Origin of the sequence: Psychrobium sp. nBUS_13, from assembly GCF_051201665.1 — a bacterium.
In the GTDB taxonomy this organism is placed as follows: domain Bacteria; phylum Pseudomonadota; class Gammaproteobacteria; order Enterobacterales; family Psychrobiaceae; genus Psychrobium.
In genome coordinates, this window is the sequence record NZ_CP179210.1 from 777033 (window position 1) to 793882 (window position 16850).

Sequence of the window (16850 nt, forward strand, 5' to 3'; positions counted from 1 at the left end):
CAGCCATATCAAATCATTGTAATGGATTATTTTATGGCAACGCTGACGCAAATCAATGTCTATCCAATAAAATCTTTAGGTGGTATATCTTTGTCACATGCATTCGTTGGAAAAACGGGATTGGCATTTGATCGCCAATTAATGCTTGTAGATAATCGCGGTAAATTTGTGACTGCTCGAAAGTGGCCACAATTATTAGCACTGCAAGTATTACTCGATGACAATGGCTGGGTTGTTGTGAGCGCCGACGGTAAACAATTGGCGATTAATCGATCGCAGTTTAAGCGCCCTGTTGATGTCAATATTTGGCGTCATGATATGCAAGCGTTGTGTGCTGATGATGCAATCAATCTATGGTTTAGTGAGGTTTTGTCCCATCATGTCCGACTGGTATCTGTTTCAAAGGAGTCTGCGCGTTTAGTTGAGAACTCAGCGCAATCTATTGCATTTTCAGACGGCTATCCATTATTGATCATTGGTGAAAATTCGCTGAACGAGTTAAATAAACGTGCTAGCGAACCTTCACAGGTGTCTCAATTTAGAACCAATTTGGTCTTTGATGGTGAACCCGGATTTATCGAAGACACATGGCAAAGGATTCGAATTGGCGATGTTAAATTTGAATTTGTTAAGCCTTGTGAACGTTGTGTCATGACAACGGTCAATATGGATGATTATGCATTCAGAAAAAGCAAAGAACCATTAACTACATTAAAAACGTTTCGTGCCGATCCAAAAGGGCGATTAATGTTTGGAGAGAATCTGATTGCTCATAATCAAGGAATAATTAGTGTAGGGGATAGAATTGAGGTTTTATCGACACATCAACCTATTATTTACGGTGAAAAGTAATTGTTCTTATAAAAATGTAATTTTTTAAAAGCAATTGAAAAGTAATGTAAAAAGGTTTTGTTTAGGGTGCATTCAGCATCTATGATTAAGCTATAATACATCTCGAAATTTAGCGCATAATTGGATAAAAATATGAAATTATTTACAAAGAAACTTACGGCCGTTCTAGTTGCTTCAGCAACCCTTACTTTAGGAGCATGTCAATCTGTCGATCCATATACAGGTGAAAGTCGAACGAATAAAGCGACAACCTATGGTCTTGGCGCAGCAGTTGTTTGTGCATTGATTGGCTCTAAGAAAAATAGTAAACATGCGCGTAATGCTGGACTAGGTTGTGGTGCTATTGGCGCAGGAATTGGCGCGTATATGGATTCGCAAGAATCTGAAATTCGTAAAGAAATGGAAGGTACTGGCGTTCAGGTGCAACGTGAAGGTGATAAGATTCGTTTGATTATGCCTGGCAACATTACGTTTAAAACTGGCAAATACGACATCAGCCCTAACTTCTATAATACGCTTGATGGCGTTGCACGTGTTTTAGCAAAATTTGAAGATACGCGTTTAATGGTCGCTGGTCATGCTGATAGCACAGGTAATGCTAGTCGTAACCAAACATTGTCTGCTAATCGTGCACAAGCAGTTGCTGGTTATTTACAACAGCGTGGCATTAACGCTGCTCGTTTGATGAGTCGTGGTTTTGGTTCTCAATCACCTATTGCTTCTAACGAAACAGCTCAGGGACGACAAGCTAACCGACGTGTCGAACTAGACATTGTTGCGAACCCTCAATAAGTATCTGCTTAATTAAATAGCGTTTGATGTTAAACGCTATTTTAACTCTTCTCATTCTCATCATGACTTAGTATATTAATAAACCTGCCAAATGATCTGGCTTTTAATAGCAATTATTAATTTGTTTTGTTAACTTGTATTTTCTGTCTATAAAGGATTATTCTTGATAAGAAAATAAAACTAATTTACTAAGCGATGAGCTTTGACTTTGGGCTGTTACTTTTATGTATCCAATTCTTCGATTTTTTCTAATATTTACTTTTTCTTTTAGCTTTTTTTACTCTCAATTTTCGCACGCAAAATTATCTAACACATCGAAAGCTCAACTTGTCACCAAGTTTAATTATTTTTCTATAGAGCAGGGGTTGAATAAGTCGACTGTTCTTTCTGTTGTCGAAGATGAATTAGGCTTTATTTGGCTCGGTACCCCAGCAGGGGTTTATCGATTTGACGGGATAGAATTTAGACACTTTAGTTCTTCCGATGACGGACTATCTAATGAGTTTGTTACCGCGATGTTTATTGATTCCAATATGGAATTATGGGTGGGGACTGAGTCGGGGTTAAATAAGTACAATGCAAAGTTAGAAAAATTTGAGTCATTGGCAAATAGAGGTCTTGCAGACGAATATATTTGGAGTGCTTTTGAGGATAAGCAGAAACGAATCTGGGTAGGTGCAAGTAATGGGTTGTACTTGTTTAATAGAATTACTAAATCTTTTGAATTGTTGAATACCACTTTAGCTGATCGTGCTTTTCCATTAAAAGAGGTTAAGACGATTTTTCAAGATAATAGCGGCTTGATTTGGTTATCTACGGATCGAGGCGATAATTTTCTATTCGATCCTTGGTTAAATAACCTCTATCGACTTGAACAAGAAAATCCAGCAAATATCATTCTTAATACCGAAAGAATTAATCAATTTGTACAGCTAGAAAATAATAGTTATCTAATTGTTAGAGACAAAGATATTCTATTTTATTCGAAGGGCGCAATATCTACAATCTATGAACTTGCGGGTAATGCACCAATAAACTTCGTTAGAGCCAGCCTTTATAAAGATAAATTCTTGTTAGTGTCATCTAATCAAGGAATTTTTAAATTTGAAATGAATACAGGCGCTCTAAATTTGGTATCAGTACTTGAACCGAATAAAAGAGTCTTTTCAATGTTAGTGGATAGCAAAGAAAACTTTTGGTTTGGTACGCTGCAATCGGGTCTCGGTGTTCATCTTGCGAAAAGTGAATTCTTTCAACGCTTATCCGTAAGTAATGGTGGGATTCCTGATGATGTTGTTTGGTCGATAAGTGAAGATCAGTCCAATAATATTTGGATTGCTGGAAACTCACCACTGCTTTCTCGGTTTAATCCAAAACGACAAGAGGTAAGTTTATTTGATTCTAAAATCAACGGCATTAAATCACTCGCTATAGTAGGGAGTTATGTCTACATCGGCTCTGATATTGGCTTAAATAGGTTTCAAATATTAGAGGAATCGATTAATAAGGATAGCCAGCCACTAATTAATTTTGAAGTCACTTACCTAGCCCATGATGATAGGTACATATACGCATCATCATGGGGTAGAGGGCTTTATAGAATAGATATTAATGCTCAAAATGCGTCAAACATAGAAAGCATGGCAATAGGTGATAACTCATTGCCATATATAACTACACTTAAACAACATCGTGGAAGGTTATACGTTGGGACCCTGAATGGTTTTTTTGTTTTTGATTTAATTAGCGGACTCTCAAAAGAAGTTTCTAAACTTTCAGGTAAACGAATTAGCTTTGTGTTCGTTGGTGAAAATGATGTGTACGTTAGTACAGGGAGTAGTGGAGTATACGAATTCAATTATGAACTCGATAGTATTAAAAACCATTACAGCCATAAAAAATTGAAGAAAAGAACTATTTATTCGGTGTTGAAGGACGATACTGGAAACTTATGGATGTCTAGTGATAATGGGATTATTGAGTTAACTGCCGATAATAAAGTTTACCAATTTAATCAACTAGACGGTCTCGGTGGTAAGGATTTTAACGATAATAGTGCTTTAAAAAGTAATGAGGGACTCTTTTTCTTTGGTAGCTCTAAAGGACTTAACTTTATTGATCCTGCTAAAAACACAGAGTATAAAGATGGCACGCTTAATTTACTATTTACCAACTTAACGGTATTTAATAATGATGTTGAAATTAACCAAAGTATTAATGGGAATATTAAACTTAAAGAATCGATTGTAAGTGCTAAAGAACTTACCTTAGACTATTCTGATTATCCGTTTGAACTTACTTATAATTTGGTGAACTATCCTCAGCCTGAGAAAATCAAGTATCGTTATAAGTTAATTGATATTGATAATGCATGGTTGAAAGGGAAGAAAAGTAGAACCTCTACCTATACCAGTTTAGAATTCGGAACGTATCGATTTGAAGTCGAAGCCCTGCATATTAATTCCGGGCAGGTCTTAGCTAGCAACAGTTTAAAAATTACGATTCTTCCACCATGGTGGCTATCGCCACATGCGCTTGCTTTTTACATTGTAATGTTTGCCTTGTTTGTTATTGGCGTTTTAAATATCATCGCTCAACGCAAGAGATCAGCGAAAGAGATTCAGAGTGCTGCGAAGCGATTAGGGCTCTCCTTATGGGGCAGCGGTGATTTGATGTGGGATTGGGACATCATTAAGAATAAAATTTATCACAGTGAGCATTGGCAACAGTTTGATTACCAGGGACTTAGTGAGAGTGAATTTTCTAAAATTCACCCTAAAGATAGAGAAAAAGTTTCCGTTAGGCTTTCGGCTCACTTATCTGACGAAACCGAATTTTTTGAAGCGAGTTACCGGATTAAACGCCATGGTGAAGATTCATGGATATGGATTGTTGATCGCGCCAAAGTTGTAGAGCGTACATCTGATGGCAAGCCACTTCGAATGTCTGGCACGATTCGAGATATTACGTTGCTAAAAAATGCTGAAGAGCGTTTGAATATGCAAGCGAATGTTATGTCAAATATCTCTGATGCCATATATGTTATGGATTTACAGTTTAATGTCGTTGACGTAAATAAGTCTTTTGCTGTAATTACGGGTCTTACGCCGGAACAGGTGCTCAATAATCAGAGAGTTTTCAACACTTATCATGGTCGAGTTGCTAAGGTAATTAAAAGTAGGCTTGATAATGGGATGAGCTGGAATGGTGAAGTTAATGCTACTAAACCTGATGGTGAACAATATAGTATAGAGTTACATGTTAATCCGATGCTTGATAATGACGATGAAATTAGTCATTACGTTGCTGCGTTTTCAGATATAACTCAACGAAAGAAAACAGAACAAGAACTTCGTGACCTATCCAATATCGATCCATTAACTAAGTTACCTAATCGTTCTTATTTTCAATATGCACACCGTAATTTAATTCGCCGTAAAGAGCCTCATGCATTGTTAACCATGGACGTGGATAACTTTAAAAAGATCAATGATTCGATGGGACACGATGAAGGCGACAAATTATTATGTATGATTAGTGAGCGTATCGATAATCAAATTAACTGTCAGCATCTTTTATGTCGACTCGGCGGTGACGAGTTTGCCTTACTGTTAGAAGATATTAACGATATTAGTATGATCACCCAAGTGCTGTATGACATTGAAGGTGCAATGCAGGATCCGTTTGATTTAAACGGTGAAAGCTTAGTGATGAATTGTAGTATTGGTGTTGCTATCTATCCAAACGATGGGGAAACGACAGAGAATATGCTGCAAAGTGCAGATACAGCGATGTATCACGCGAAATCAGAGTCAGGATTTAGCTATCAGTTATTTGATTCGTCGATGAATGAATCAGCCGTTAGGCGTTTACAGATTGAAGGAATGATTAGACAAGCCCTTAAGAATGACTGGTTTGAAGTCTATTACCAGCCCAAAATTGATTTAAAAACAGAATCTGTAATGGGCATGGAAGCACTTGTGCGCTTGGTTCACCCTGAGCTAGGTATGATTAGCCCTTCGGAATTTATTCCAATTGCGGAAGATACTGGTCTTGTTATTGCCATTGGTGAAAAAGTACTAGATAAAGCATGTTATGCAACGCAGCAATGGCGTAAAAATGGTTTATTTAACGGTCGGGTTGCGGTTAATCTTGCTGCAAAGCAATTCTCTCAAGAAGATTTATTACAGAGAATTGATCACATCTTAGAATGCACTCAATTGCCATTGGCAAACTTGGAGTTAGAAATTACCGAAGGGACGGTCATTGAAGATCCTGAACTAGCTATCACTACTATGCAAGGCCTCGTTGACAAGGGGATTCATTTGGCATTAGATGATTTTGGTACAGGGTATTCTTCGTTGAGTTATTTACGCCGCTTCCCTATTCATACACTTAAGATTGATAAAGCATTTATTGATGATTTAGGACGTGAAAAGGAAGAGCGCCAAATGGTGGCATCTATTATTTCAATTGCTCACAATATGGATGTATCTGTCGTGGCTGAGGGTGTTGAACAAGAAGAGCAGATAGCAGCACTTAAGCAGTTAAATTGTGAAACTATTCAAGGGTATTTTTATAGTCGTCCATTATCGGAGCAAGATTTCACTTCCTATCTGCTAAAAAATCAAAAAAATACGAAATATAGTACGACAATTTGATGTAATACTTATTTCTGGCACGCTCCTAGCAAGTAGTTAAATGTAATTACAATAAATTGACATTTAACTAACTTACACTAGGAGTTATTCATGAAAGCATTAGTATTAGCATCAACTTTAGGTTTATCTTTATTTGCTGGTTCAGCAATGGCAGCAGTTTCTGCAGATAGCAGTGCTGTATTCCGCACTGAAGGAAACAAAGTAGAAAACGTAGAAAAAGACGTTAAGAAGTCAAATGACTGGCGCCGTACCCAATTTAATCCAGTTGAAGTCGCTAAGAAAGATGCAAAATCTTCGCAAATCTGGCGCACGGTTAGATGGTAAAAACTATCTAGCAATCGAAAAGAGAGCTTCGGCTCTTTTTTTTTGTCTAAAATAAAGTGGTCAATCATTTAACTGATTGAAAGTTGATAAATTAAATTTGATGCGGCAATTTATTGACGCTTAGGCATCAAATTGCCGGGTAAAATGCGCCTAAAATTGCCGCCTTTTTGGCACCTGTGACAGCCGGTAAATTACTTGATTGTTTGTTAACGAAACAAAATGCCAACCACGCAAATGCAATGGCTTCAACCCACTGAGGTTCAATGCCAATGACGGCTGTTGATTGTATTGTGCATTTGGGCAGTAATTTTTGTAATTTATTGATGATATCGTCATTAAATAGTCCGCCGCCACAGACAAATATATCGGTAGTTTCAGACAGTGTTAAAATGTCTAATGCAATTGATTGGGCTGTTAGTTGAGCAAGTGTTGCTTGAACATCTTGTGGTTGTATTGCAGGAAAGTGGCTTAGGTGCTGATTTAACCATGACGCATTAAATAGCTCACGCCCAGTGCTCTTAGGGGCAGCCATCGCAAAATATGGATGGGATAACATGCGCGTCAATAGATTGTTATTAACCTCGCCTGTCGCTCCCCACAAACCACTTCTATCGAAATTAGTATCGTGATGTTGACTATACCAAAGGTCTAATAAGGTATTACCAGGGCCAGTATCAAAGCCTGATGTCGTACCATCTTTGGCTAACCAAGTAATATTAGCTATACCGCCAATATTTAAAATGACTCTATCTTTGAGATTGCTTCCAAACATTGCACGGTGAAATGCTGGCACTAGTGGTGCACCTTGACCACCCAAGGCAATATCTTTACGGCGAAAATCCGCAACAGTATCAATTTGGGTTTGCACCGCAATTGTCGATGCATCGCCAATTTGCAGGGAAAAAGGATAAGGAAGATTTGGCATATGACGCACGGTTTGACCATGGGAGCCAATGGCAATGACTTGCTCTCTGTCCCAATTGGTTTTTTCCACTAAGTTGTTCACCGCTGTAGCGAAGAGTTCACCACTAGCGCGATCACATTCACCTAACAAATTAATATCACCTACTTTAGGATCCGCTAATCGATGAAGGTGAGTTAATAATCCATTGGGAATTGGCTCATCGTGTGTCGCAAGAACTTTTGGCGAACCATCGCTAAAATCAACTAATACCGCGTCGACACCATCCATGCTGGTGCCAGACATCAAGCCAATATAAATCTGTGGAATCACTTAACGTTCCTGATTGTTGGCGAGCATTATGCGCTTATTTGTCTCAAGCTGCGTCATACGCGTTTTCGCTGTCGCTAAAAACGCTGTTTTCTCTTTTTTTGCAATTGGTTGCGATTTTGGTAATTTAACGGTTCTCGGATTGCGATGAACGCCATTTACTAAAAATTCATAATGCAGGTGCACGCCGGTAACTCGTCCTGTAGCCCCAACGGTACCGATTTTTTGACCTTGTTTTACACGTTGTCCTTTTCGAACTGATCGCTTGTGCAAATGAAGATACTTAGTGAGGTACTTCTCGCCATGCTTAATGAAGACATAATTGCCATTATATTTAGAATACCCTGAGGCAGTGACAGTTCCCGAACCTGATGCTTGAACAGGGGTTCCTCTTTTGGCTGCATAGTCGATACCATTATGCGCCTTAATTGTTTTGGTTACAGGGTGTAAGCGTCTAGGATTAAAGTTGGAGCTAATATATTTAAAGCTGACCGGTGCACGTAAAAATGCTTTACGCATACTGCGCCCAGATGCTGAATAATACTCACCATCTGTATGGCGAATTGCTTGATAACTCTGTCCTTGGTTAACAAACTCAGCAGCAATGATTTGGCCAGTTTTAACTTCGATACCGTCTAAGAACTTGGTTTCGTAAATGAGATTAAAATGATCACCTTTGCGAATATCAAGACCAAAATCGATGTCCCATCCGAAAATATTTGCAAGGTTCATGATAACACTGGGCTCAAGGCCTGCGTTTATTCCCGCATTCCAAAAGTTTGATTCGATGATTGCACTTGCAAGTTTTTCCCGCGTTTCAAGTTCACGTTTTTCGGTGCTCGCTTGATAGCCACTGTCATTTGCAGTCACCACTAAAGTCGTAATTATATCTTGTTGATACTTTAGCTCTTTTAATTTTCCGTCAGCGTCTGCGCCAAATTTAATCGTTTGGCCTGGCATGATCTTCTTGAGGGCTTTAGTGACTTTTCCTACACTCGTAATATCGTGTAATGTGCGTGGGCTAAATCCAGCACGATCAAAAATTAGTGCTAAGTTATCACCTGATTTTACGTCAACAGTTTGCCATTGCAATGAGGGCAGAGTGACCGTTGCCAACTCTTCGATCGTTTCTTGCGGAATAACAGGGGTTGATTCTACCGCTGTCTTAGTTGGCATTGCGGTTAATCGTTGCTCCTTAGCGATTGAAACGTCAGTCGGAGCGTCTACTGGTACTAATGTCGACTTACCTGAATCGATGGCAACTTGATAGCGTTGAGCAACTTTTAATGTGGCATCGTCAGAGTCAGAACGAGAGGCTTTAGCATCATCACTTGGCAATAAAAAAAGAATAGCGGTAACTATAGAGACGGCTATTAATAGCTGCTTATGTCGATGGGGAAGTTGGTGATAAATTTGAGTCATAACCTAAAAAATCTAACGAATGCATTTTATATGATGGAAAACGACTTTCTTAGTAGCTTATAAGTTCATTTTCCAACGCTAATCGAGTAAGATTACCAGCTTTATTTATATCCTTAAACCTATAAGCCTAATTTTGCGGCACAAACTCAGTGATTTGTTGCATTTTTGTTGATTTGATTGTTAATCATAGGCTTTGTTTACCATTGTAGGAGAGCTGTGGATGTCACAGGTAGCTGATGCACTAAACGAAATTAAACGCGGTGCAGATGAAATTCTTGTTGAAGAAGAACTCATTAAAAAACTTAAACTCGATCGTCCACTACAAATTAAATTAGGGGCTGATCCTACTGCACCAGATATTCATCTTGGTCATACAGTTATTTTGAATAAAATGCGCCAATTTCAGCAGCTAGGTCATGAAGTAACATTTTTGATTGGTGATTTTACAGCGATGGTTGGTGATCCAACCGGTAAGAATACAACGCGTCCGCCGCTCACCAAAGAGCAAGTGCTTAAAAATGCGGAGTCTTATACCGAGCAAGTATTTAAGATTTTAGATCCTGCTAAAACAAAAATTGCATTTAATTCGTCATGGCTAGAAGAGCTTGGCGCAGTAGGAATGATAAAACTAGCGGCTAACCAAACAGTTGCGCGTATGCTAGAACGCGATGATTTTAAAAAGCGTTACGCTGGTGGCCAGCCTATTGCGATTCATGAATTTTTATATCCTCTGTTGCAAGGCTATGATTCAGTAGCAATGAAGACTGATGTTGAGCTTGGTGGTACTGATCAAAAATTCAATTTATTAATGGGTCGTGAACTTCAAAAAGCAAATGGTCAAGCACCACAGTGTGTTGTGATGATGCCCCTACTTGAAGGCTTAGATGGCGTTAAAAAAATGTCGAAATCTGCCAATAATTATATTGGTATTAGTGAAGCTCCGTCAGAAATGTTCGGTAAAATAATGTCAATTTCAGATGAGCTGATGTGGCGTTACTATGAACTTTTAAGCTTTAGACCGTTAAGCGACATTGAGCAATTTAAAACAGACATTAGCAATGGCTCTAACCCACGTGATGTGAAAATTGCATTGGCGAAAGAAATCATTGCTCGATTCCATACTGAACAAGATGCTGAGAATGCGCACAAGGAGTTCACGGAACGTTTTCAAAAGGGCAAAATCCCAGATGAAATGCCTGAGCTGACATTAGCTGTCTTACCGATGGCTAACTTGCTTAAAGAAGCTGGTTTAGTGACCAGCACATCAGAAGCAAATCGCATGGTCAAGCAAGGCGCCGTTAAAATTGATGGCGTTAAGTGCGAAGACAACAAGCAAGAACTTGAACAAGGCGGTGTATTTGTTGTTCAGGTAGGTAAACGTAAGTTTGCCCGTGTAACTATTGCTTAATTCAACTCTACATTGTTAATTCCAAAGAGCCATATCGTTGATATGGCTTTTTTTATGCTTGTGCTAAAAATTAAACACTAGTTTAAATTTCAAATGAGTGTTTAAATATCATTCTTTGATGATAGTTTTTCAGGTGAAGTATGGAATCGAGAGTATTGATTGAATATCAAGATGATATTGCAATCGTTAGCTTAAATCGTGGCGAAAAATATAATGCGCTTGATATGGCAATGTTTGACGGCATTACCGAAACTGTCGCCAAGCTTAAAGAGAATAAATCCATTCGAGCTGTTATTTTAAAAGGTAACGGTAAAGGCTTTTGTGCTGGGCTGGATATGGTGTCTGTCTTAAAAAATCCCCTTAACGCACATACTTTGTTAAAAAAAGAAGCGCATGAAGTGTCAAATTTAGCACAAGATGTCGGTTATTTATGGCGTAGTTTACCTGTTCCTGTCATCGCAGTGACTCATGGCAGTTGCTTTGGTGGTGGGATGCAAATTGCTCTGGGTGCCGATTTTAGATATTCAACTGCCGATTGCCGTTTCTCAATTATGGAAGCCAAATGGGGACTTATTCCAGACATGAGTTTAAGTGTGACTCTGCGCGAGTTGACTCGTATTGATATTGCTAAGGAATTGGTGATGACCGGACGTATTTTTGAGGCTAAACAAGCTTTAGAATATGGACTGATCACCAAAATAAGCGATGATCCATTGAGTGACGCGCTTGAGTTTGCAAAGCAATTAAGCATGCGCTCGCCAGACGCTGTGATGTATGGCAAAAAACTGTTAAATGAAACCTGGGTTACCGATGATAAATCTGCGCTAGATTTAGAGTCTGCGTATCAAAAGAAGTTGTTAGGCCGATGGAACCATTTGGTCGCATCAAGTCGCAACTTCTTCAAAAGCCCACTAGGTTTTAAAGAGCGGCAATAGATCTAAACTTCGATAATAAAAAACTCACCGTGGTGAGTAATGTTTATCAGTTAATCGAAGTTCTTTACAGATCGGAATAATTTGGTGTGCTTATGAATTGCATCTGTTTATTTGAAATAAGTACTTAAACACACCAGTTACTTTTCTTTGCATCGCCAAAGAAAAGTAACCAAAAGAAAGGCGACCCGTAAGTTTAGCGTTGATTTTTAAAAGATAAATTACCTGTTCAACAACGTATTTGATCCGCATCCTGCGGCAAATACTCAAAAATCGTCCTTGATTTTTGCATTGGTCAATTTCTAATTTAAGACGCTAAACAACGGGAGTTGGCTAAGCATTAAGCCCACTAAAAATCTTAACTGTTCGGCATTATACCGTGGTGAGTTTTTTGTGCGTCATTGAAATCAGCTTACATATATTGTTTAAACAACATATCTAAATTTGTTTTTCGTAAGCGGCCAAGCCATTTTTTGACAAATGGCGGATAGTCTTCCAAAGCATCAATGTCTTGCCAATCTTTAACGATGGTCGTGTGCTGAATAATTGCTTGATGTTCACAATCAAAAATGTCAGTTAATTGCTGGTCTTTGTCATCGATCATTAATCCGTTTTCAATATCTAATCGCCATGCACGTGGATTAAGGTTATTACCCGTAAGTAGGTGATAACGATTATCGACTTGCATGCCTTTGAGGTGGAATGAATTACTGTCGTGTTGCCATAGGCGAACTGTTAATAAGCCGTTATTGATCGAAGGCTGATGACGTTTTACAAACTGGCGTAATGTTGTCTCGTAAAGGTAAGGTACCAAGCCAATTTTGCTAAATTCTTGATCTTCAGGAATGAAAAAGTCACTAGCACGTTTATCACCGACGACGATTTCTATCTTAATTCCCTTACGTAGTAATTTAGTAATTGTACGTTTTAATACGCTTGGTAAATTGAAATACGGCGTATAAAGAATAAGAGATTGCTCGGTTTGGAGCATTTGTTCGTGAATCACTTTATTAAGCTGATTGTTACGTTTTCCAAGCCCGATAAGCGGGGTAATAGACAGTGCCGCATTACGGCCATTATCGACGATATCGTATTTTGTTTTAGTCAATTGCTTATGCTGTGCTGCGACTTGCTTTTTAAATTGATTATCTAAAACGAGCGGATGACGCCCCAATAAATGAACCCCTTCACTGGGGATCAAAGCATGTTGTAGATATTCAACAAAGCTATTGGCAAGTGCTGAACTGCGCAATAGGCAATAACGGTCATAGCGGTAGCGCTCGCCATAATGTAGGTAGATATTATTGATGCTGGCGCCTGTGTAAGCAAGCGTATCATCGACAACAATACCCTTTAGATGCAATACACCAAACAGTTCTTTTTGTTTGATGGCAACGCCATAAAATTGAATAAAGTCTGGATGTTTTTCATCAATTTCACGATAAAATGCAGCGTTTCCTTCACACTCTTTTTGGCCTATTAAACCACGTCGAGCGCGGTGAAAATCAACAAATACTTTAATATCTAGCGTCGGTATTTTCTCTTTCGCTGCAATTAAATGTTGCACAACTAATCGGCCAGCTTCGTCGTCTTCTAAGTAAAGTGCTGTGATGTAAATGCGCGTCTTGGCATTATCAATCAGCGTCAGTAATTGCTCAAAATAATCTTTAGCGTTCAAAATGACGCTAATAGCTTGAGCCTCGATAGCCGACGAGGGAAGTTTTTCAAGTAATTGTTTGCGGCGGTAAAGATTAACCATAAGTCTCTGAAGATTTTCTTTTTATTGCTTGTCACTTTAGCTAACAATGGGAAGTTTTTAAAGGTAATCCCATTATTTTAACGACTTTGTTGATTGGGCTGGTTGTTTTATCATCAATGTGGTTGGTTGTTGTCATCAAACGCCATCGTCAAGGATAAAAAAAGTCGCTAAATTAAAGGCATTATTATCTATTCAAGGCCATCTATGTTTGTTACTTCATTTAATCTTGCGGTTTTAGGCTCTGCACTACTCAGTATTGTCGGAGAACGCCCTAATAATCGAACGCTCCATTATATCTTTAAACCCGTCACCATGCTGTTACTTATAGGATATGTGATGATGCAAGGATTACCTGATAACATTTTCGCCTATGCAATGTTTGTGGGTTTGTTATTTAGTTTGATGGGAGACGTCTTCTTAATGTTGCCAAAGGAACGGTTTATTGAAGGACTCGCTAGCTTTTTAGTGGCCCATATTGCTTATATAGTCGCTTTTTATCAGTTATTCGATTGGCAATTAACCTGGTGGTGGGCGCTGTCTTTAGCGGTATTTTCCGTCTTGTTTTACTCATTATTGGCTAAACATTTAGGGGCATTAAAAATCCCTGTTATCGTTTATATTAGCGTGATAATTGCCATGGTTTGGCTTGCGGGAGAGCTGTTTTGGCAATCATCAAACTATTTAAGCTTAACGTTACTCATTGGTGCTGTTGTTTTTGCATGTTCTGATTCAGCGTTAGCATGGAATAAATTCAAAAAGCCATTCAAGGGCGCTCAGTGGACAATATTGCTGACCTATTTCTTGGCTCAATGGATGTTAAGCCAAGCAATATTACTGTCATAAATGCGCTAGCTAGTTACTCATACGTACTTTCGCGCTTATAGTTTGGTTTGGCGCGATCTGCCATGTGTTTTCTTTGATTGCGCCGCGCTCCAAACAAGCAAACTTTTGATAGTCAGCGATGTCAGTCATTTTTGCGGCTAAATCTTGCCCTGGATTCCACACGATCGCACTAGGACAATTCTCGCCACAAACATTGATTGCTAATTGATGGTCATCAATAGTTTGTTGTGATGGAGAATTGACGAAAGCGCTATCAACTTCACCATTAAAAACCTGTACACCGTTTAGTTTATGAGGGTGATTATGATCTGTTTTATCCAAATAAATTTGTTGTTCAAGCCCTGTGATGGTTGTGTTTTTTATGTTGTTCACGGAAAAGTAACTGTGCATTGCCCACTCACAATCTTGTGTCGCTGTGTGGTGGTTTTCAACGCTGAATTGGACGGTTAATTTACTGCTTAATAGTATGGTGAGTGACATCGTGAATTGCTCGTAACCATATTGTCGACTTAGCTCGTTTTCCTCCAACGTCAGAATCACTTCAATATCGCCATTAGCTTGTACGTTGATTGGTTGTTGTTGCCAAACACTAATACGAGCAAATCCATGATTGAGCTCATGCGTTGGATGATTGCCAAACCAAGGTGCACATATTGGAATGCCGCCTCTAATTGCCACACCAGTTTTAAATACTGCGCTGTCACTTAACCATAATAGTGGTTGTTTATTCGTTGCTTGGTACTCTAATACTTGGCCGCCGTACAATGAAATTACCGCCTTACACAGTGGTGAGGTTACGATAATTAATGGCATTGCTTCTTCGCTGCCATAATAGGTTGCTGTATCGCTATGGGTTATTGAAACCGTCGTCATAATGTCATCATCTTTGAATTTTTAGAAATTATACTTAATTGAGAGAGGTATTAAATATTTAATTCATATCGATTTATGCCATGAACAATTTATAATATTCGCCAGACAATGAGGAATTAAATATGAAAAAAGTTAATGTGGCGGTAGCTGTTATTGTTAATCCGCAACAGAAAATATTGTTAGCGCTGCGTCATCAGCATTTACACCAAGGTGGTAAGTGGGAATTTCCTGGTGGAAAAATAGAGTCCAACGAAACCGTTGAACAGGCAATCATTCGAGAAATTAGTGAGGAAGTTTCATTAGATGTAGAATCGACAGCGCCTATGATGGTGCTAGAACATGATTACGGCGATAAACTGGTGTGTTTGCATGTCCATTGGGTTAAGGACTTTAGAGGGCAAGCAGAAGGCGTTGAAGGTCAAGAAATAAAATGGGTTGAAGTGAATCAGCTTAGTGAATTTGAATTTCCAGCTGCTAATCAACCCATCTTAATGGAAGTGATGAAGTGTTTAAATTAGGGTCTGTTGAACTTTTGAGTTTATTTTGTGCGGCGTTATTCGTCATTCACTGGGGTAAACCCAGCATCAATCCTCATGCCTTGCCCAAAATCCTTTTAGATTGAACAAAATTTGAACCGCAAAGAACAACAGACCCTAGTCTTCGTCGGGTTTAAATAAGTCATCGTTAATAGGCAAGTCGAACTCATCGAACGTTAACGAGTCTGTCAATGATGCGCCCTCGATGGTATTGGATTCACTTGCCCATTCGCCTAAGTCAATTAATTTACATCGCTTAGAGCAAAATGGACGAAATTGGCTTTCTGGAGACCAAGTGACTTTCTTTTCACAGGTTGGGCAGTTTACAACAGTCATAATATTCTCAAATCTATCTAATTTTACGTTTGATCATAGCGATAGACTTAGCAACAAGAAAGTAAAAATTTAACATCCTGAACCGGTTGTTCATTCCATGATTGAAAACGCACTGCGTAGCGGTTTTTATAGCCACTAATTGTTGGGTAATGATCCTGATGTGCCATTAATTTGATTCGTAAGAGCTGGAGCTGCTCACAACTATTCTGATAGAAACCCTCATTGGCAGTTACTTCCTGATAAGAAGACGATTCACGGGTTAGTTGTAATAATAGCCTAACGGCTTCAATAGTTTTCGAGAACGGCAATAACCAACGCGCAACATCATCTTGACGTCGTTGTAGCGGCAAATGATTCCAATAGTGAAGTAGTGGCGTATCAAATGGACTTCCACCGCCAGGTAGTGAATACTTATTCTTTATTTGAGCCAGTAAAGGATCTTGGCATAACATGCTATTGGTTTTGTTCGGCTGGGATTGAGAAAGTTTAAAACCATCGAGTTTCTTAATCAGAATATCGAGTTGATGCTGATCGATATTTTCATCTTCGCGCCACTGGTTTAAAGAATGTTTTTGATTATCTAAATCACGTAACAGTTCTTTTTTTAATTCACCGCGATCAAACTGTTCCGCCAATGAAAATAATAACCCAAAGAAAGGCTTAAAGAGTTCAGGTTGTTCAACAGTGTGATAACTTAATAATTGATCACTCAGATGTTCTATCCGTAAATAGCAACGAACTTTCTCCGTTAGCGGATATTCATAAATAATTGTTTCAGACATAATCGCAACGTTACAAAAAAATAACGAGTCTAGTTGGCATTAATCGCCATTATCCGCCCCTTTTTATTGTTTTAGCTTGGGGATGTTGAGTCGTTATCT

At 38.7% G+C, this 16850-nt stretch carries 14 protein-coding genes; 8 read left to right on the forward strand and 6 right to left on the reverse strand.

The window, feature by feature from the left end:
• The first annotated feature begins 33 nt into the window (after positions 1-33).
• From ACMAZF_RS03575 to ACMAZF_RS03590, 4 genes are all read left to right on the forward strand, one after another.
• Positions 34-852, forward strand: a complete 819-nt coding sequence (locus ACMAZF_RS03575) for an MOSC domain-containing protein (protein ID WP_435276105.1) — start codon at positions 34-36, stop codon at positions 850-852.
• Between the two features lie 132 nt (positions 853-984).
• The gene (locus ACMAZF_RS03580; RefSeq protein WP_435276106.1) at positions 985-1644 is read left to right on the forward strand and encodes an OmpA family protein; all 660 of its coding nucleotides are present in this window, start codon (positions 985-987) and stop codon (positions 1642-1644) included.
• Positions 1645-2009: 365 nt separating this feature from the next.
• Entirely contained in the window at positions 2010-6305 is a 4296-nt protein-coding gene (locus tag ACMAZF_RS03585) for an EAL domain-containing protein (protein WP_435276107.1), read from the forward strand.
• A gap of 90 nt (positions 6306-6395) precedes the next feature.
• Entirely contained in the window at positions 6396-6629 is a 234-nt protein-coding gene (locus ACMAZF_RS03590) for a hypothetical protein (RefSeq protein WP_435276108.1), read from the forward strand.
• 127 nt (positions 6630-6756) lie between these two features.
• Here ACMAZF_RS03590 and ACMAZF_RS03595 read toward each other — a convergent pair whose 3' ends face one another.
• A complete protein-coding gene (locus tag ACMAZF_RS03595; RefSeq protein WP_435276109.1) occupies positions 6757-7863 on the reverse strand; it encodes an anhydro-N-acetylmuramic acid kinase in 1107 nt (368 codons plus the stop codon).
• Complete coding sequence (locus tag ACMAZF_RS03600) at positions 7864-9282, reverse strand: peptidoglycan DD-metalloendopeptidase family protein (RefSeq protein WP_435276110.1); 1419 nt, start codon at positions 9280-9282, stop codon at positions 7864-7866. It abuts the gene before it with no gap.
• A 220-nt stretch (positions 9283-9502) separates the two neighbouring features.
• Between ACMAZF_RS03600 and tyrS the strand changes: the two genes are divergently transcribed.
• Positions 9503-10690, forward strand: a complete 1188-nt coding sequence (gene tyrS / locus ACMAZF_RS03605) for a tyrosine--tRNA ligase (RefSeq protein ID WP_435276111.1) — start codon at positions 9503-9505, stop codon at positions 10688-10690.
• Between the two features lie 140 nt (positions 10691-10830).
• Positions 10831-11625, forward strand: a complete 795-nt coding sequence (locus ACMAZF_RS03610; protein ID WP_435276112.1) for a crotonase/enoyl-CoA hydratase family protein — start codon at positions 10831-10833, stop codon at positions 11623-11625.
• 409 nt (positions 11626-12034) lie between these two features.
• On the opposite strand, the gene pssA is transcribed toward ACMAZF_RS03610, so the two are convergent.
• Positions 12035-13381 carry a CDP-diacylglycerol--serine O-phosphatidyltransferase gene (pssA, locus tag ACMAZF_RS03615; protein WP_435276113.1) on the reverse strand — a complete coding sequence of 449 codons (1347 nt, stop codon included), beginning with the start codon at positions 13379-13381 and terminating at the stop codon, positions 12035-12037.
• Between the two features lie 204 nt (positions 13382-13585).
• Between pssA and ACMAZF_RS03620 the strand changes: the two genes are divergently transcribed.
• Complete coding sequence (locus tag ACMAZF_RS03620) at positions 13586-14224, forward strand: lysoplasmalogenase (RefSeq protein ID WP_435276114.1); 639 nt, start codon at positions 13586-13588, stop codon at positions 14222-14224.
• Between the two features lie 9 nt (positions 14225-14233).
• Here the strand turns inward: ACMAZF_RS03620 and ACMAZF_RS03625 are convergent, their stop codons facing one another.
• Positions 14234-15097 (reverse strand): D-hexose-6-phosphate mutarotase, encoded by an 864-nt coding sequence (locus tag ACMAZF_RS03625; RefSeq protein ID WP_435276115.1) that lies wholly within the window; start codon positions 15095-15097, stop codon positions 14234-14236.
• 122 nt (positions 15098-15219) lie between these two features.
• Between ACMAZF_RS03625 and mutT the strand changes: the two genes are divergently transcribed.
• On the forward strand, positions 15220-15615 hold the full coding sequence (gene mutT, locus ACMAZF_RS03630; RefSeq protein ID WP_435276116.1) for an 8-oxo-dGTP diphosphatase MutT: 396 nt from the start codon (positions 15220-15222) through the stop codon (positions 15613-15615).
• A gap of 135 nt (positions 15616-15750) precedes the next feature.
• Here mutT and yacG read toward each other — a convergent pair whose 3' ends face one another.
• The gene (gene yacG / locus ACMAZF_RS03635) at positions 15751-15972 is read right to left on the reverse strand and encodes a DNA gyrase inhibitor YacG (protein ID WP_435277172.1); all 222 of its coding nucleotides are present in this window, start codon (positions 15970-15972) and stop codon (positions 15751-15753) included.
• Between the two features lie 44 nt (positions 15973-16016).
• A complete protein-coding gene (locus ACMAZF_RS03640; protein WP_435276117.1) occupies positions 16017-16751 on the reverse strand; it encodes a cell division protein ZapD in 735 nt (244 codons plus the stop codon).
• Positions 16752-16850 lie beyond the last annotated feature (99 nt).